This window comes from Chelatococcus reniformis, from assembly GCF_014640075.1.
Lineage (GTDB): Bacteria > Pseudomonadota > Alphaproteobacteria > Rhizobiales > Beijerinckiaceae > Camelimonas > Camelimonas reniformis.
The window spans coordinates 252,458-269,494 of record NZ_BMGG01000008.1 but is presented as its reverse complement, the minus strand read 5'-3'; the positions used below and the strand labels follow the sequence as shown (position 1 = coordinate 269,494).

The 17,037-nt window shown below is 66.5% G+C and carries 13 protein-coding genes; 8 read left to right on the top strand and 5 right to left on the bottom strand.

The window, feature by feature from the left end; genetic code table 11:
- The 8 genes from IEW34_RS22080 to IEW34_RS22045 all read left to right on the top strand — a co-directional run.
- Positions 1 to 754 (top strand): autotransporter outer membrane beta-barrel domain-containing protein (locus IEW34_RS22080; protein WP_188611375.1); only part of this gene is annotated, 754 nt, incomplete at its 5' end.
- A gap of 266 nt (positions 755 to 1,020) precedes the next feature.
- Complete coding sequence (locus IEW34_RS22075; RefSeq protein ID WP_188611374.1) at positions 1,021 to 2,043, top strand: helix-turn-helix transcriptional regulator; 1,023 nt, start codon at positions 1,021 to 1,023, stop codon at positions 2,041 to 2,043.
- A 397-nt stretch (positions 2,044 to 2,440) separates the two neighbouring features.
- Positions 2,441 to 3,385 carry an NADP-dependent oxidoreductase gene (locus IEW34_RS22070; RefSeq protein WP_188611373.1) on the top strand — a complete coding sequence of 315 codons (945 nt, stop codon included), beginning with the start codon at positions 2,441 to 2,443 and terminating at the stop codon, positions 3,383 to 3,385.
- A 196-nt stretch (positions 3,386 to 3,581) separates the two neighbouring features.
- Complete coding sequence (locus IEW34_RS22065) at positions 3,582 to 4,199, top strand: nitroreductase family protein (RefSeq protein ID WP_188611372.1); 618 nt, start codon at positions 3,582 to 3,584, stop codon at positions 4,197 to 4,199.
- Positions 4,200 to 4,232: 33 nt separating this feature from the next.
- A complete protein-coding gene (locus tag IEW34_RS22060) occupies positions 4,233 to 4,778 on the top strand; it encodes a carboxymuconolactone decarboxylase family protein (protein WP_188611371.1) in 546 nt (181 codons plus the stop codon).
- 591 nt (positions 4,779 to 5,369) lie between these two features.
- Positions 5,370 to 12,071 (top strand): autotransporter outer membrane beta-barrel domain-containing protein, encoded by a 6,702-nt coding sequence (locus IEW34_RS22055; RefSeq protein WP_188611370.1) that lies wholly within the window; start codon positions 5,370 to 5,372, stop codon positions 12,069 to 12,071.
- 310 nt (positions 12,072 to 12,381) lie between these two features.
- Positions 12,382 to 14,280, top strand: coding sequence for a Hint domain-containing protein (locus tag IEW34_RS22050; RefSeq protein WP_188611369.1), 1,899 nt, complete (start codon positions 12,382 to 12,384; stop codon positions 14,278 to 14,280).
- A gap of 460 nt (positions 14,281 to 14,740) precedes the next feature.
- A complete protein-coding gene (locus IEW34_RS22045) occupies positions 14,741 to 15,100 on the top strand; it encodes a hypothetical protein (RefSeq protein ID WP_188611368.1) in 360 nt (119 codons plus the stop codon).
- Here IEW34_RS22045 and IEW34_RS22040 read toward each other — a convergent pair.
- From IEW34_RS22040 to IEW34_RS22025, 5 genes are all read right to left on the bottom strand, one after another.
- Entirely contained in the window at positions 15,078 to 15,332 is a 255-nt protein-coding gene (locus IEW34_RS22040) for a hypothetical protein (RefSeq protein ID WP_188611367.1), read from the bottom strand. The two genes, IEW34_RS22045 and IEW34_RS22040, sit on opposite strands and share 23 nt — an antisense overlap.
- A 54-nt stretch (positions 15,333 to 15,386) precedes the next feature.
- Positions 15,387 to 15,794, bottom strand: coding sequence for a DUF1236 domain-containing protein (locus IEW34_RS22035; protein WP_373288297.1), 408 nt, complete (start codon positions 15,792 to 15,794; stop codon positions 15,387 to 15,389).
- 193 nt (positions 15,795 to 15,987) lie between these two features.
- Positions 15,988 to 16,191 carry a hypothetical protein gene (locus IEW34_RS30345; RefSeq protein WP_210324558.1) on the bottom strand — a complete coding sequence of 68 codons (204 nt, stop codon included), beginning with the start codon at positions 16,189 to 16,191 and terminating at the stop codon, positions 15,988 to 15,990.
- Entirely contained in the window at positions 16,188 to 16,415 is a 228-nt protein-coding gene (locus IEW34_RS22030; protein WP_373288303.1) for an ATP dependent DNA ligase, read from the bottom strand. Before IEW34_RS22030 ends, IEW34_RS30345 begins: the two co-directional genes overlap by 4 nt.
- Before the next feature lie 23 nt (positions 16,416 to 16,438).
- The gene (locus IEW34_RS22025; RefSeq protein WP_244642137.1) at positions 16,439 to 16,900 is read right to left on the bottom strand and encodes an ATP-dependent DNA ligase; all 462 of its coding nucleotides are present in this window, start codon (positions 16,898 to 16,900) and stop codon (positions 16,439 to 16,441) included.
- Between the last annotated feature and the right edge of the window lie 137 nt (positions 16,901 to 17,037).

Here is a 17,037-nt window from a genome sequence, read left to right as displayed (position 1 = left end):
CGTGATGTACCGGATGGGCGGCCAGAAGGAGCTGGCGCCGGGCTGGTACCTCGGCGGCTCGTTCGGCGCCGGCCAGAGCTGGTCGACGGCCAACAACGGCTCCAGCGGCCACGGCTTCTCGGTCGACGGCAGCGTCTCGCTCAAGCACGTGGCCGGGCCGTGGCTGCTCGCCGGCTCGCTCGCCGTGGCTCACGGCAGCTACGACAACAGCCGCTTCGTGCTGCTGCCCGGCTTCGGCACGGGCACGGGCGTGTTCGACAGCGACAGCAGCATGACCTTCGTCGCCGGCCGGCTGCGGGCGGGCTACGAGTTCGCCTTCCCGAGCTGGTACATCCGGCCCCAGGTCGACCTCGACCTCGTTTATGCCAACGCGCCGGGCTACCGCGAGCAGGGCATCGGCAGCTACGCGCTCGATGTGCAGGGCAGTAACCACACCAGCCTGATCGTCTCGCCGACGGTGGAGATCGGCGGCCGCTTCACCCTCGACGACGCCATCCTGCGCCCGTTCCTGAGTGCCGGGGTGAGCTTCAACTCCAACGATACGCGGGTGGTGAAATCGCGCTTCGTCGGCGCCGCGCTTCAGGACGGCACCTTCCAGACCCACCTGGACTCGCCGGCCGTGGTCGGCAACGTCACGGCCGGCCTCACCTTCTACGCCGCCAACGGCTTCGAGGCGAAGGCGGAGTACGCGCTGTCGGCCGGCGAGGCGTTCCTGGTACAGCGCGGCAGCCTACGCTTCGCCTATCACTTCTAAGCGGGGAATGGGGCGGTACGGCTGAGGCCGCCCCGGCCATTCCGCAAAGAGAGCCCCGAAGAAAGTCGGCGATGCTGGCTGAATGCTCCCGCCTCGAGCTAGATGCAGCGAGCAATATCCTCGGCAGTTCGTTGACTCCGCCGCATCCACTTTGAGCCGGACGGCCGATGCGGAGAGTCCGTTCGGCGTGGCCTGGAATCCAGTTCAAGGATGGAGGCATGATCCGCCTAGCGGATTCACGGGTGTGATCTTGTAAGCGGGTTGCCATGCAAAGCAGGGCCAAATCGTGCGCCGGAAGCGGGCAGGGGGAGCGGAGCGATCCCAAGATCGCCACGCTTACCTCGAGGCTCTCCACTGCCGACCTCAACAACCTCATGCTCGCGCTTGAGATCGACGTCGTGGCGTTGACCGAGATTCTCGTTCCGCGCGGCCACCGCGTCGAAATGGGCATGATCGATGCGCCTGCAATCCACTACAACCTCAAGGGATCTGGCCGGATGTCGATCAATCGCGGCCCGAACGTGCAGCTGGTGCCGCACCTGCTCATTATCGTTCCCCCCAATACGCCCTTTTCGATCGAGGTCGGCGGCGGCGACCATGCGACCCGGCTGATCGGGCGCGATTGTTGGAAGCGCGATGACGAAGGACTCCTGCGCGTCGCTGTTCCGAACGAGAAGCCAGAGGTCGTGCAGATCTGCGGCTTCTTCAACGCGTGCTTCGGGCATTCGGTGGGTCTGTTTCGAGACCTGCGCGAGCCGGTCGTCGAGCAGTTCGATCCGTCCGACAAGATTGATGGCAAGCTCCGTGAGGCCATGCATGAGCTGTTGTCGCAAGAGGTCGGCATGGGCGCGATGACGGCCTCGCTTTTGAAACAAGTCATCATTGCGTTGGCACGGCGCTCCCTGAAATCGTCGCAGAACTGGACGGACCGCTTCTCCATCCTTGCCGACCGTCAGATCACGCGCGCGTTCGCCGACATGGTCGCCCGCCCTGGCGCCGCGCACTCGGTTCAGAGCCTTGCCTCCAGCGCAAGCTTGAGCCGTTCGGCCTTCATGGCCCGCTTCTCCGACGTTTTTGGTCGGTCGCCCATGGCCATCCTTCGCGACCTCAGGATGCGGCAGGCCGCGCTCGAGCTGGCGACGACGCCCGCGCCCGTCGATGTCGTGGCTCATAATGCGGGATATCAGAGCCGCTCAAGCTTCGTGCGAGCATTCCGCAAAGCCTACAGCCTTGATCCGAGCGACTACCGGCAGGGCGTGAAGAGCGTTGGGGATGACGAGCGCGCTTGAGCCACGCACGGCGCTCCGCGGCCTCTCCCCCATGAGGCGCTTCTCTTGCGATCGGATGGGTCCACCCATTCGCGAGCGGCTCTGACGCATCGAACCTCGGCGGCGGCCGGCTCAGGATTCCAGAATGCGTGTCCGTCCGTCCTGGGATGCCCAAGCCGGGTTTCATCGTGCCAGTACCAGTGGCAAAAGCGCCCCTGCGCGCTGTGTGATGTGGCATCGGCAGCGCACGGGTTCAGCAACTACAGCATAGCTGACGGTGATCACCCAACGTAACTCCACCAAGTTCGGTAATTTCGGGCGTTTGAAAGCGCATTGAATTTTAGTATTGCTTCCAGATTTTCCTCGTCTGCGGAGGAATTCAGAAGATGACGCGCTACCACACACAGGCAGGTGGGCGATGAAGTCAATCGTTGTGACGGATCAGGCCGCGGGAACGGCCGGGATGAAGCTGGTGGAGCGGCCCGAGCCGCAGGGGGCGGCGCTCGCCGGCCTCTCGAACGCGAGCTACGGCGATGTCGTTGTTCAGGTTCGCGCGTCGGGATTCACCGGGGATGAGCTGTCGTGGCCCTCGACCTGGATCGATCGCCTCGGCCGTGACCGGACACCTTCGATCCCCGGCCATGAGGTGGCCGGAGTGGTCACCGCCCTCAGCTATGGAACGACGGGGCTATCGGTGGGCCAGCGGGTGTTCGGCCTCACGGACTGGACCCGCGACGGCACGTTGGCAGAGTATGTCGCCGTCGAGGCACGCAACCTCGCGCCGCTGCCTGGCGACGTTGACTTCACGGTGGGCGCGGCGCTCGTGATGCCGGGCCTGACCGCGTGGCAGGGGCTGTTCGAGCACGGCCGCCTTCGCGTGGGGCAGAGCGTCCTCGTGCACGGTGCGGCCGGCGTGGTCGGTTCGATGGCAACCCAGCTCGCCCGGGAGGCCGGCGCCTACGTCATCGGCGCCGGGCGTGCTGCCGGCCGTCAGGCGGCTCTCGACTTCGGCGCGCAGGAGTTCGTCGACCTCGATAGCGACGCACTCGAAGATGTCGGCGGAGTCGATCTGGTGTTCGATGTCCTTGGCGGCGACATCGCGAAGCGGTCGGCGGCCGTGATTCGAGCCGGAGGGACGTTGGTGACCATCGCCGGGCCGACCGAGGCACGGCCTCGTAACGGCCTGACAGTCGATTTCGTTGTCGTGCCCGATCGCGTCCAACTGAGCGAGATCGTCCGGCGGGCGCGGGACGGACGACTGCGGACGAACATCGGCACCATCGCGACCCTCGACGATGCCGTCGCCGCCTTCAACCCGACCAAGCGAATCAGCGGGAAGACGATCATTCGCGTTCAGCCGTGAGCGACACGCGCCGATCGATGCTCGCGGCCGGCCGGCCTCCGGATCGGCCGGTCTCGTCTTGTCCGGCGCGCCGACGGCAACCCGGGATAGCCCCTGACACGAGATGTCGAACGGGCTCCGTTCCCGCAGCATGTGCAGCAAAGCGAGCGAAAACACGCTCGTGCCTCAGCCTCTACCTTCATCCATAGGATTATCCATGACCAACGCCGTCATCGACTGTATACTGAGCCGTACTGCTGCCAAGTATTACGACCCTTCCGCCAGCTTGAGCGACGATCAAATCCGCGAGCTGGTGCGGATCGGTACCACCGCGCCGACATCCTTCCACTTGCAGAACTGGCGCTTCATCGCCGTCCGCACGCCTGAAGCCAAGGCCCGGCTGAGCCCGATCGCCTGGAGTCAGCCCCCGATCACCGAAGCAGCCGTCACCTTTATCGTCGTCGGCCAGTTGGCCGATTCCAGCGTCGTTCCGGAGCGCCTGGCGCCGGTGGTGGAAGCGGGCATCATGCCGGCAAAGTTGATACCGGATTGGGAAATCCCCGCCCGAGGTCTGTATCAGGATTACCCGCAGCGCCAGCGCGATGAAGCAGTCCGCACCGCCACCTTCGGCGCGGCGGCGATGATCTATGTGGCCCGCTCATGGGGCCTGGGGTCGACGCCGATGATCGGCTTCGATGACGAAGCGGTGCACCGCGAGTTCGGTCTGGCCGAGGACGAAGTGCCGGTCCTGCTGTTGTCCGTAGGGGCGGAGCGTTCGGGAAACTGGCCGCAGAAGCCGCGCCGTCCGGTCGCGGAAGTGCTGGAGTTGGCATAATATTGTTTAGATCAGGTGCTTACGGAAACTACGATGGCCAGAATTGCACTGCCTGCGTCGGATCACGTCCCGGCCGATTCGAAACCGACCCTCGATGCGTTCACCAAGACCATCGGGTTCACCCCAAATATGATGGCGACCTTCGCACTGAGCCCGATCGCGTTCAACGCATGGGCCGCCTTGCTGGGTTCCTTGAGCAAGGCGCTCGACGTGAAGACGCGTGACAGCATCGGCCTCGCCGTCTCCGAAGTGAATGGCTGCAACTACTGCCTCACGGTTCACAGCTTTACGGCCGAGCATATGGCCAAGCTGCCGGCCGATGCCATCATTCTCGCTCGGAAGGGCCATGCCACCGACCCCAAGCGGGACGCGGCCGTCCAGTTCGCGCGCAAAGTCATCGAGACCCGCGGACACGTCAGTGATGCCGATCTGAAAGCCGTCCGCAATGCCGGCTACACGGATGCGAACGTGATGGAGATCGTCGCGCTGGTGGCGATGTACTCCCTGACGAACTTTTTCAATAACGTGTTCGATCCCGAGAAGGACTTTCCCGCCGTGACGCCGGCTGGCTCGATCTGAACTGGATCCCGGATACGTTGACGTCACGGGTGCGCTCACCAATGCGGAGCGCAGATCGTGGGGCGGCGTCGCAGCCGACACGGTACCCGTCGCAATTGGTCCCGAGCAGCCAGCCGGCTGCCCCGGGGGCGATGGAAGGAAAACATGCGTTCGCATGAGCAGAACACGCGGCGGGGGGCGCTCTGGGGTCCACGAACGTTCCTTAGCTACCCCGCATAGGTCAGCAAGAACGGCTCAGGCCAGGGTTGGCGAGTGCCCCAAGACGAGGCCCACCAGTCGCACGCCACAGTGTTTCCCGCTTCCTTTAGAATTATCGCGCCGATCTGAAGTCGATATTCTGATTGTTCCTTCTTGACATCGTATCTTATCGATTTGCTCGTTATTTCAAAATGAATATTGTTCGTTAACTAACGAATTCATCCAGATGAGCGCGTAGATTGTCCGGAAACTAGCCACGGAGACCGGGGCATTTCGCGTTGGGCGGAATGACCGTCACTTGCCCGCTACCCATTCGATGCTTACTAATGCAGAAATGCGGCTGGGGGGCGTGCCATGATTCCCGTTTTCGATTCAGGCCTTGTAAGTCGGCCGGTGACCTTGCGCGCTCTGCTGCTCGGCACGGCGGCCTGGCTGATCGTTCCGGGCCATGCTGCGGCGCAGACTTACACCTTCGGTGTCTGGCAGCAGCAGCTCGGCGCGAACGGCAACCCCGGGGGCGACGCTCCTGCGCTGACCGTCAACAACGCCAATCCCATCGTCCTCAATCCGTCGGGGGCAACGAACGGCGCCGGAATTTGGGCTGCTGATCAAGGCGGGGCGGGGTCGTCGGGGGGCGCCGGCGGCTCCTCGGACGGCTTGTTCCTCACCAACACCGGCGCGATCTCCGTGACGGCGACGGGTCCGGTCGGGTTCGCCGGCATCCAGGGCTATTCCATCGGCGGCAACGGCAGCAACGGCGGCCCGGGCTCAGGCGGTGGCGCCGGCGGGGCCAGTGGCCAGATCCAGATGTCGAACACGGCGTCGATCAATGTCGACTGGACATGGCAGAATGTCGGAAGCGCCAACTCCGGCGTCTACGGCATCCAGGCGCAGTCCCAGGGCGGCCAGGGGCAATGGAACAAGGCGTCTGCCGGCGGCGCCGGCGGCGACGCCGGAGCCGTCAGCCTGGTCTATAGTGGCCAGACAATACTGACGGCGACGGGTACGCCCCCGTCATCGCAAGGGTTCAACACCGCTGCCGGCATTCTGTTGGCGGGCTACGGCGGCGCCGGCGGCGAGGGGCCGGCGGACGGCAACAGCAACCAGCCCGGCGGCAACGGCGGCTCCGTCAACGGGTTCAACCTGCAGATGGGCAAGGGTGGTGTTAAGACCGTCGGCAATCAGATGCCCGGCGTCCTGATCGCCGGTACGGGTGGCGCCGGCGCGTTCAGCGGCTGCCAGTTGCAAGACTGCGACCCGCAAGAGTCCGGGGCGCACAACAACGGCGGCAACGGCGGCAGCATTCTCCCGTCGCCCAACGCGCCCGCGGCGTTGGTGGGGTCATTGTCCGACACCGGGATCGTCACGGTCGGCACGGATTCGCCAGGCATGGCTGTCGCACTGCAGGGTGGCAGCGGCGGCGCGGGCGGAACGCAAACCAGCTTCGATCACGCGGACGGAGGCGCCGGCGGCAACGGCGGCTCGATCTCGTTAGCGGGGATCGATCTTCAGACCGTGGACGTCAACACGACAGGCGGCACCTCGCCGGGGATCGTCGTGGCCAGCCTTGGCGGCAACGCCGGCAACGCCGGCAACGCCAACGGAACGATCGGCAGCGCATTTGGCGGAAACGGCGGCGCGGGTGGTTCCGGCGGCGACGTAAACGTCAATCTGCTCTACTCCAGCATCAGAACGGTGGGCGCGAACTCCCCCGGCATCATCCTGCGATCGGAGGGGGGCATCGGCGGCAACGGCGGCAGCGGCGGTGCGGGAATTGGGGCCGCCGGCGGCGGGGCTGGCGGCAGCGGCGGCGGCGCCGGCAATCTGTCGGTCTCGCTCGACAGCAACTCGGCGATCACGACGCAGGGCAACAACTCCTACGGCATCGTGTTGCAGAGCTTCAGCGGCGCCGGCGGCGATGGCAGTGGCGAGACCGGCGACGCGGGCAACGGCGGCAACGGCGGCAACGGCGGTGCGGCCGGCAACCTGTCGGTGGCCAACGCCGGCTCGATCACGACCGTCGGCGTGCAAGCCAGCGGCATCCTTGCGCAAACCATGGCCGGCGCCGGCGGCGGCGGCGGCAGCGCCTTCGGCGTGTTCAGAGATGCCGGTGGAACGGGCGCCTCGGGCGGCAGCGTCGGCGGGGTCGTCGTGTCGCATTCGGGCGCGATCAGCACCAGCGGCGATGCGGCCAAGGGCATCCTGGCGCAGTCGATCGGCGGCAGCGGCGGCGTCGGCGGGCAGGCCAGCGGCGGCTTCTACACCGTTGGCGGCAGTGCCAGCAACGATCCCTTCCAGATCGGCGGCGGCGATATCACCGTCAGCCTGACCGGTCTCGGCCAGGTGGCGACGACCGGAGACTCCGCCTTCGGCATTCTGGGACAATCGATCGGCGGCGGCGGCGGTGACGGCGGCGGCGGCGCGGGCCTCAAGGTCACGGTGGGCGGCAGCGGCGGCGCCGGCGGCAACGGCGGCATGGTCCTGGCGACGCTCGGCGGCAAGTCACAGGTGACGACGACGGGCAACATGGCCACGGCGGTCGCGATGCAGTCCATCGGCGGCGGCGGCGGCAATGCCGGCAATTCCAGCAGCACGGGGCTCTTCGCCGCGGTCGCCCTCGGCAGCACCGGCGGCAAAGGCGGCGCCGGCGGGACGGCGAGCATTACGACAAATGGCGCGACGATCACGACGGCGGGGTCGAAGTCGACCGGCCTCTTGGTGCAGTCGATCGGCGGCGGCGGCGGCACCGGCGGCAATGCGCTTGCCGGCTCGATCGGGGCGGGCTTGTCGGCCACGGTGGCCCTCGGCGGTTCGGCCGGCAGCGGCAACAGCGGCGGCACGGCGTCCGCCCTCGTGGTGGGCGGTCTCATTTCCACCGGTCAGACTGACTTCCTCGTCAACGGCGGCGCCATGACCGGCGGCCTGTGCCGGGACGTGCAGTGCAATGCCATGCCGGTCGACAATTTCGGCGTCGTCGTGCAGTCGATCGGCGGCGGGGGCGGTCTGGGCGGCACGGGGCTGGCAGAGTCCGTGGCCATCGCCATCCCGGTCACCCCGAGTGGCAGTCAGATCGGCGTGGCGGCCGCCGCCACCGTGGGCGGCTCGGGCGGCAGCGGCGCGTCCGGCGGCGCTGCGCAGTTCGGGCTGTCGAACGGCGGCTCCATCATCACCAGCGGCCAAGGCTCGACCGGCGCGCTGGTGCAGTCCATCGGCGGCGGCGGCGGCAGCGGCGGCGATTCGTCGGCCATGTCCATGGTCGTCGGCTACGGGCAGACGGTGCCGGAGGAGGGGGCCTCCTCCCTGGGCGCCACGGCGACCTTCACGATGGGCGGTTCGGGCGGCGCGGCCGGCGACGGCGGACAGGTGCTGGTGGCGCTCGGCGGCACGATCGTCAACGGCGCACCGCAGCAGGACGCGGCCGGCAGTGCGGCGACCTCGATCGTCACCTACGGCGATTTCTCGAACGGCATCACGGCTCATTCCATCGGCGGCGGCGGCGGCAACGCCGGCATCGGCAGCGGCAACACCCAGTCCGTCGGCACCGGCTCCACCATTTCGGGCAGCATCGGCCTGGGCTCTTCGGGCTCCGGCGGCGGCAACGGCGGCGCCGTGACGGTCTCGCTGTTTGCCGGCAACGGCATCACCACCTGGGGCTCGGGATCGATGGGCATCGCGGCCCAGTCGATCGGCGGTGGCGGCGGCACCACGCAGGGTGGTTCGTCGAACCTCGGCAAGACCTTCTCGGCAGGAAAGCTCACCTACGAGCCCGACCTCAAGTTCGGTTTCGGCAGCACGAGCACCAATGGCGGCGACGGTGGCGCGGTGACGGTCAACGTAGCGGCGCCGATCGTAACCCACGGTGGCGATGCGACCGGTGTGGTCGCGCAGTCGATTGGCGGTGGCGGCGGTATCGGCGGTTCGGCCGGCTCGGATGCCTCGGCCGACAATCCCATCATCCGGGTGCTGCAATCCCGCCAAGGCGCCAGCAACATCAAGAATACCCTCAAGGACGGCAAGGTTGCGGTCGAGGGCACCTTGTCCATTCAGGCTGGTGGCACGGGCGGCGGCGGCGGTAACGGCGGCACCGTGAACGTGAACCTCTCCAACGCGATTACGACGTCGGGCGACTGGGCGAACGGCGTCATCGCCCACTCGATCGGCGGTGGTGGCGGCAAGGGTGGTACCGCCGTGGCGACCGGCTCGGGTGGCGTGCCGGAGGCCACCGTCAACATCGACAGCGCCATGGGTGGCCAAGGCGGCGGCGGCGGTGCCGGTGGCGCCGTGACGGTCAGCCTGAACCAGGGCAGCACCGCCATCAGCACCGCCGGCTATGCCGCAGCCGGCCTGATCGCCCAAAGCGTCGGCGGCGGCGGCGGCATCGGTGCCGACGGCTCCGACAGCGCCACCGGGTCGATCTCGCTGGGCGCCGGCACGGACGGCGGCGGCGGAGCCGGCGGCGCCGGCTCCGCCGTGTTGCTCCAGTACAGCAACACCAAGGGCTCTCGTATCGCCACCACGGGCACGGCCGCCGACGGCATCGTGCTCCAGTCGATCGGCGGCGGCGGCGGCATCGGCGGCGCCGGCACCAGCCTCTTCGTCTCCAGTTTCACGCTGCCCGGCAAGACGCTGAACGTCAGCGCGGGTGGCGGCCAGGCCGCCAATGGCGACGGCGGCGCCGTCACGCTGCAGGCACAGACCTCCACCAATAATCCGCTCGATATCAAGACCACCGGCAACTATGCCTTCGGCCTGCTGGCCCAATCGATCGGCGGCGGCGGCGGCCTGATCACGGTGCAGCCGAGCGCACAGACGGTGACGAAGACGATCGGTAGCGACGCTGCGGGCGGTGCCGGCGGGGCCGTAAACGTCATCGGCAACAACCTCAATGTCACGACGACGGGCGTCTTGGCTCACGGCATCGTGGCGCAGTCCATCGGCGGGGGCGGCGGTGTCATTCGCGTCGCCGATCCCACCATCGGCTCGCCGTCCTTGTCCACCAACTGGACCGGCACGCAATCGAAGGCCGGCGCCGGCGGCGGCGGCAGCGTGACTGTCGATGTGGACAACGGCGGCACTTTGAAAATCGGCGGCGCCGGCGCCGTGGGCATCCTGGCCCAGAGCATCGGCGGCGGCGGCGGGCTGGTGCTCGACGGTAACGCGCTCTTTGCCGGCAAGACGTCCACTGGATCGGGTGGCGCCGGCGGCCCTGTCGCCGTCAACATCCTGGATGGCTCGACAGTATCTGCAACCGGCGCCCAGGGCATCGGCGTCTTCGCGCAGAGCGCCGGCGCCGGTGGCGGCGGCACCAGCACGATCACGATCACCGGACGAACGGACGGTAGCGGTGCCGTATCCAAATTCGCTGCCGTGAACGGCGGCGTCGGCACACAGGCGACGCCTGATCAGCCCGGCGCGAGCGCCGTGCAGATCGATGGTCCCGGTGGTGGCACCGTCACCCTGCAGGCCGCCCAAGTCTCGTCGGGGCTTGGAGCCAATGGCACCGCCATCGTGGCGACCGGCGGAGTCTCGGTCGCGGTGAACGTCCTGACGGACGCCTCTCTCACCGGCAGCGTCTACGCGGGTGGCGCGGGTCAAGTTCAAGTGGGGTCGTCGGCGACCTTCCATGCGGGACCGGCGGTCGTGGCCGGCCTCGTCGAGAACCGCGGTCTCGTCAACGTCGGTGGTGCCGGCGCCGTCGGCGCCACGACGTTGACCGGTTCCTACCGGCAGACGTCGTCCGGCACCCTGGCGGTGGATGTCGACGCGCTGTCGGCACGGCGCGCGGACCTGCTGACCATCACGGGCAACGCCGACATTGCGGGAGCGATCGTGCCTACCGCCACGCGCTTGCTGCCCGGCACCTATCCGATCCTGAGCGCCGGCTCGCTATCCTCGCAGGCGAGCGCGCCGTCCTCGCTGCTGTTCGATTGGCGGATGAGCAACGACGGCAAGACGGTTTCGCTCACGCCGAACGCGCGCTTCGCGCCGGCCGGTGTGGCACTGGCACGCAACGAGGGATCCCTCGCCGGCCACCTCAACACCGCCTGGAGCAATTCGGACGCGTTCTTCGCGCCGTTCTTCGGCTATCTCTCGCAGATGGGCGGCGGCAGCGGCAGCTCCTACATCTCGACGCTGCGCTCGCTCTCGCCGGAAGCCGCGCATGCGCAGGCGACCAGCTTGCTCGCCAGCTCGGGCACGGTGCTGGGCGCGGCGCTGAGCTGCCCGGTGTTCGTCGATGCGGGAACGCAGCTGGGCGAGGACGAGTGCGCCTGGGCCAAAGTGACCGGCGGCTGGGCCAACCAGGGCCAGACCCGGGACACCCAGGGCTTCCGCGTCTCCGAGGCGATGTACCGGCTGGGCGGCCAGAAGGAATTGGCGCCGGGCTGGTATCTGGGCGGCTCGTTCGGCGCCGGCCAGAGCTGGTCGACGGCCAACAACGGCTCCAGCGGCCGCGGCTTCTCCGTCGACGGCAGCGTCTCGCTCAAGCACGTGGCGGGCCCGTGGCTGCTGGCCGGCTCGCTCGCCGTGGCCCATGGCAGCTACGACAACAGCCGCTTCGTGCTGCTGCCCGGCTTCGGGGCGGGCACGGGCGTGTTCGACAGCGACAGCAGCATGACCTTCGTCGCCGGACGGCTGCGGGCGGGCTACGAGTTCGCCTTCCCGAGCTGGTACATCCGGCCCCAGGTCGACCTCGACCTGGTCTATGCCAACGCGCCGGGCTACCGCGAGCAGGGCATCGGCAGCTACGCGCTCGACGTGCAGGGCAGTCACCACACCAGCGTGATCGTCTCGCCGACGGTGGAGATCGGCGGCCGCTTCACCCTCGACGACGCCGTCCTGCGCCCGTTCCTGAGCGCCGGGGTGAGCTTCAACTCCAACGACGCACGGGTGGTAAAATCGCGCTTCGTCGGCGCCGCGCTTCAGGACGGCACCTTCCAGACCTACCTGAACTCACCCGCGGTGGTCGGCAACGTCACGGCGGGCCTCACCTTCTACGCCGCCAATGGCTTCGAGGCGAAGGCGGAGTATGCGCTGTCGGCCGGCGAGTCGTTCCTGGTGCAGCGCGGCAGCCTGCGCTTCGCCTATCACTTCTGAGCGGGGAATGGGGTAGAAGGCGCGAGCTTTGGGCACGATCCTAAGCCAAGGCGTTCCGAAACCTTAGGCCTCGCTAGATACCGCGTGGCGGTGCCCATCCTTCTCGCGCTCCGGCGCGTCCGAAAGCCCCGAGAGGGGCGCGCGTGATCGGCGTTTCCTCCCAAGACTGGCCCCGCTGGCGAAATGTGGCGGGGCCATTTTCTCGTATCCCTGCGGACCACCGTCACTTCCCTGTTTCCACGCGCGTGTCTGATGATGCAATGCACACAGCCCGGGTTCGAGCCGGGCGTCACGGGGCTGGGGTAGACTGATGGTGATGAAGACCTGGGTTGGCGGCGGCGGCGCTTGGAACACGGCGGCCAACTGGAGTCCTCAGGGCGTGCCTGGGCCCGCCGATGATGTCGTCATCATGGCGGGCGGGCCCGTCCTCTCGACCAATGCCGGCAACCTTGCATCGCTGACTGTGGGCTCGTCAGCCGCAATGAACGTTCTTACAGGCGGACATCTTAACCTGAGTAACGGTCTGACCAGCACCGGCCATATCGACGTCCAGGGAAGCATGACGATCGGTGGCGGGTTTTCAAACACCGGCACCATCGACCTCGCAGCCGGCAGCGTTATGCAACTCAACGGGATCGACCTGACGCTGGCGGATTTTGCCGGAATCAATAATGCCGGGCAAATCGCGCTTGCCAGTGTCCTCGACTTGGGCGGCGGCATTCTCGACCTGGCCAGCTTCGGCAAACTGAGTACGAGCAGTACCATCGTAAATGGCACCATCGTTGATAATGGCGTCACTTCCCAAAACTGGGGTAGTGGAACGTTCGACGGGATCATCTACCAGGGCGATATTAACATAAGCGGCAGACTAACGGTCGTGAACGGTCTGACCGTGGTAAGGGCGGACGGCCAACCGCCCGGAACGATCAATATGAGCTCCGTTCAAGCCACCTTGGCCCTCGCCGGGGTTCAGACGATCGACGCCGTCGTGATCAACCTGTCTAGCACGTTCGTTAGGCTTCTGTCCGACGAGGGGCTCACGACCTTCGGCCCGAATGCTGTCGTGAATGTCTCTGATACGGCCAGATTTTATGGGAGCTTCCTCAACCTGGGGCAGATCGACGTCGCCAGCTATTTAACGAACAATGGCAACATGACGAACGACGGTGTCATCACGGTTGCCGCCGGCGGTCGATTCACCGATACGGATTTCGTCAATAACGGCAGCGTCACGCTCCAGGCCGGCGGGACGGCGGACCTGACTGGCCCGCTCACCGGCACGGGCACTATCGCGCTCGAGGGCGGGGCATCGATCACGCTCGGCGTGGTGGACGCCCAGCAGACCGTCGCGCTGGTCGACGGGCAGTTGACGCTCACCAACGCGGCCGGCTTCGCCGCCACCATCGACGACTTTGACGATGCCGCCGATGTCATCACCCTGGCCAATGTCAGCTTCGACGCGGGCGACACCGTGACCCTGCTTGCCGGCAACGTCCTGCAAATCACCCAGGCGGAGGACGGCAGCATCATCAGCTTGCAGCTCGATCCGGCCGGCAGCTACGGCGGCCTTCCCTACCAGCTGGTCGACGACGGGGCCGGCGGCACCGACATCGTCGTGACCTGCTTCCTGGCCGGTGCCCGCATCGCGACGCCGAAGGGCGAACCGGCGGTGGAGACGCTGGCAGCCGGCGACATCGTGCTGACGGCGGAGGGCGGGACCCGCTCCGTGCTGTGGATCGGCCGGCAAACAGTCGTCGCGGCCTTCGCCGACCCGCTGCGCACCTCTCCCGTCCGCATTGCTGCCGGTGCTCTCGACGAAGCCATCCCGGCGCGGGACCTCTACGTCTCGCCCGACCACGCGATGCTGGTTGATTGTGTCCTGGTGCAGGCTGGCGCTCTGGTGAACGGCACCACGATCACCCGCGTCGAGCACCCAGAGCCGCGCTTCACCTACTACCACATCGAGCTTGAGGACCACGCGCTGGTGCTGGCCGAAGGCGCGCCAGCCGAGACGTTCGTCGACAACGTCACCCGGCGGCGCTTCGACAACTATGCGGAATACGAGGCGCTGTTCGGTGACTGCGAGGCGCGGCTGCCTGAGATGGACCTGCCGCGCGTGAAGTCGGCCCGGCAATTGCCGCGGGCTGTGCGCGAGCGGCTGACGGCGCGGGCTGAGGCGCTTGGCGTTTTGAGCGCCGCTGCAGCGTAGCGTCCCGTCCTGCCGTCTACAATCAGGCCCCGGCACCGCGAGGTGACCGGGGCTTTTTGCGTTGGAGCGCAACGCCTGGTTCCGATGCAACCTAGCCCGAAAATTGGATAAATCTGTCAACCAAGGCCGATCTCCTGCCCGCCCGCCCGTAGGCCGTCGGCGAAATCTCAGCCTGTCCTGCCACGCGCCACCATCTGGCGCTGGAAATTTGATCACTACGAGCGCCTCGCGTGCGGGCCGCTGGACTTCGAGGCTTTGTCGTCGAGCTCACAGCCCACCGCCCAACCCTATGGCCCACCAGTCAAGCGAGACGCGCGCAGCCCGGGCGCGATGCCGAGTGAAGTTTCGCCCGGCGGCGCTGGCGCTGACGTGCGCGAGCGCTGGCGGACTGGGCGGAGGGCGGATCGGTGACGAAGTCCTGTGCAATCGCTGCGGATGCTGTGGGAATTGACGCCCCGCCATGAGCCTCGCGGCTATTTATGAGAGCGCCTGCCAGCTGCATTCGATCAGTTTCAAGATCCTGGAGGATTGCAAGCGCGTGGGTCGGGTCACGGTTGCGGGCTCGGATGTCCGCGATGATCTCGAGCTGGCGCTCGATCTGGGCTTCGATGATAGCCCGGAACGCATCCGTGCTGGCCACAATCGGGTTCACCATCGCGATATCCCGCATCTGCTCAAGGGCCTTTACCTACCCGTGGCCCCATCGTCAGCCCACTTCCAGTGGAACGAACTGTTCGAGCGCCAAGCGGACACAGCTCCGATAAGGAGCTGTGCCGTATTCGCTGCCCAGTCTTTCTTTAGTAATCTTCGTGCCGGATGACCTTCTTCACTCTCACCGAACCCGTGGTTTCGGGATCGGACATACCACGTTTGATTACGACTTTGCGGGAGGGGCCTTCGCCCCAGCTGTGATGCTTTTTGATGATCACCTTACGCTCGCCCATGTCGTCATAGTGCTTTTTGACGATTGTGGTCTCGGCGAACGCAGGTTGACTGAGGCCCAGCGCGGCAGCCGAAAAGGCAGCCAGGCTGGCGACAACGACGTGCTTCATGTCATCCTCCAAATTTTGACAGCTTTCTGATGAAACGCTTAGTTCTGCAGATCGTCATTCGATGATTTGGACGACCTTGTGCGTGCTTGGCTCAATGATGACGGTGCGGTCGTTCACGCGCGCATAGCGGTAGCCGCGGCCATATTCCGCGGGCACCTCGCGATAGGTCACACCGTCGGACGGCAGAACGGTGCCCACCTTGACAGTTTCGCGGTAGCTGTAGTTGGGCACCTGGTGCTGCACGACGTACTCGCGGAAGCGCGGCTGTTGATCGGATGCGATGCCGCCGATGACCGCTCCAGCAACGCCGCCGACTGCGGCACCCACAGGGCCGCCGACGACGGCACCTCCGACCGCGCCTGTCGCAGCGCCGGCCGCTGCGCCGGCGCCGTTGTTTTGTGCGTAAGCAGCGGGGGAGGCCACAAGCATCAAAGCGGCGATGCTCGACAACATCTTGTTCATTGGATTGTCTCCTAATATATCGCTTCGCGATTCAGCGTGTCACCAAGATACGCTAAGTTGTTAGCGCGATTTGTTTAGGGTTCTATCTACGCCTAGGCGCTGTCGCGATGAAATCTCGCCTTGGCTGACCAATAACGTTCCTTCAGACCGCAGGTTCCGCGCCTTCTGAGCCGAGCTGGGAGCGATTCGGTTACTAGGCTGATCGATAGAGCGTCAGCGCCGAAAGTGCGCTGAAACAGCCGAGAATCAGCGCCGATCTCGCCATGGCGCCCTCTGTGCCGCCCAGAAAAGCGCGTTTTGGACGCACTTTAGCGACGGTGTCTTCTTGCGCGTCTTCGATGTGAGGTGTCGTGCCACAACCCATGGCTGAAGCCGCCCTCCTGAGCGTCCGCGTCATCCCGCAGCCCCTTGAAGCTGGCAGGCCGCAGGCCGCAGGTCGCCATCGCGCGTCCGGGCGCGGTAGTCCACTTCGGCCCGCAGCTCCGGCCGCACCCACGCCACGGTTTTCGATCGCAGCCCGGGCACGGGCGGCTTGGGCGTTCGCAATGTGTCGAGCTGCCGCTTCAGGGCCGCGGCCACGTTGCGGTTAAAGCCGGTGCCGACGCCGCCGATCGACACCAGCTTGCCGTCCTCACCGCGCTCGGTCAGGCGCAGGCCCCAACGCCATAGCCGGCCGTCGACGGCTCATAGCCGATGATCACCAAGGTGTCGGACTGAATGCACTTGGTCTTGACCCAATCGCCCGTCCTGCCGCTGCGGTAGGGCGCGCTGATGCGCTTGCTGATTATTCCTTCCAGCTCGTGCCCACACGCCATGGGGAAGATGCGCTTGGGATCGCCCCCGATATCCTCGCTGATCCATAGGTGCGGCGTGGCAGAGGGGATCAGGGCAGCCAGCGCTTCGCGGCGGGCGGCCTGCTTCCATGGTCGCAGGTCGGTGCCGTCGAGGAATAGCAGATCGAACGCCACGAGGACGGCGTCCGCTGCGGCCTTGCCGGCGCCGCCGCGGCCGATAGCCTTTTGCAGGTCCCCGAAATGGGAGATGCCGCTCTCGTCGAGAATGACGGCCTCGCCGTCGACGACGGTGACGTGACCCCCGTTTTTCATCCAGCGGAAGCGAGAGTCCGTTCGTGATCTGAGCCTTCGTCGATGGCGAGTGCAAGAGGCCGAAGCGCTGAGCTGTCAGGTTGCGCAGCGCTTCGGCCGGCGGTTTCGCGAATGGCGCTGGCGTAGGCCCGAGGCGC

Excerpts from the sequence above, each read along its gene's own strand:
- IEW34_RS22075 (WP_188611374.1), top strand. The coding sequence starts at position 1,021 with ATGCAAAGCAGGGCCAAATCGTGCGCCGGAAGCGGGCAGGGGGAGCGG.
- IEW34_RS22070 (WP_188611373.1), top strand. The coding sequence starts at position 2,441 with ATGAAGTCAATCGTTGTGACGGATCAGGCCGCGGGAACGGCCGGGATG.
- IEW34_RS22065 (WP_188611372.1), top strand. The coding sequence starts at position 3,582 with ATGACCAACGCCGTCATCGACTGTATACTGAGCCGTACTGCTGCCAAG.
- IEW34_RS22060 (WP_188611371.1), top strand. The coding sequence starts at position 4,233 with ATGGCCAGAATTGCACTGCCTGCGTCGGATCACGTCCCGGCCGATTCG.
- IEW34_RS22050 (WP_188611369.1), top strand. The coding sequence starts at position 12,382 with ATGGTGATGAAGACCTGGGTTGGCGGCGGCGGCGCTTGGAACACGGCG.
- IEW34_RS22045 (WP_188611368.1), top strand. The coding sequence starts at position 14,741 with ATGAGCCTCGCGGCTATTTATGAGAGCGCCTGCCAGCTGCATTCGATC.
- IEW34_RS22040 (WP_188611367.1), bottom strand. The coding sequence starts at position 15,332 with ATGAAGCACGTCGTTGTCGCCAGCCTGGCTGCCTTTTCGGCTGCCGCG.
- IEW34_RS22035 (WP_373288297.1), bottom strand. The coding sequence starts at position 15,794 with ATGAACAAGATGTTGTCGAGCATCGCCGCTTTGATGCTTGTGGCCTCC.
- IEW34_RS30345 (WP_210324558.1), bottom strand. The coding sequence starts at position 16,191 with ATGACGCGGACGCTCAGGAGGGCGGCTTCAGCCATGGGTTGTGGCACG.
- IEW34_RS22025 (WP_244642137.1), bottom strand. The coding sequence starts at position 16,900 with ATGAAAAACGGGGGTCACGTCACCGTCGTCGACGGCGAGGCCGTCATT.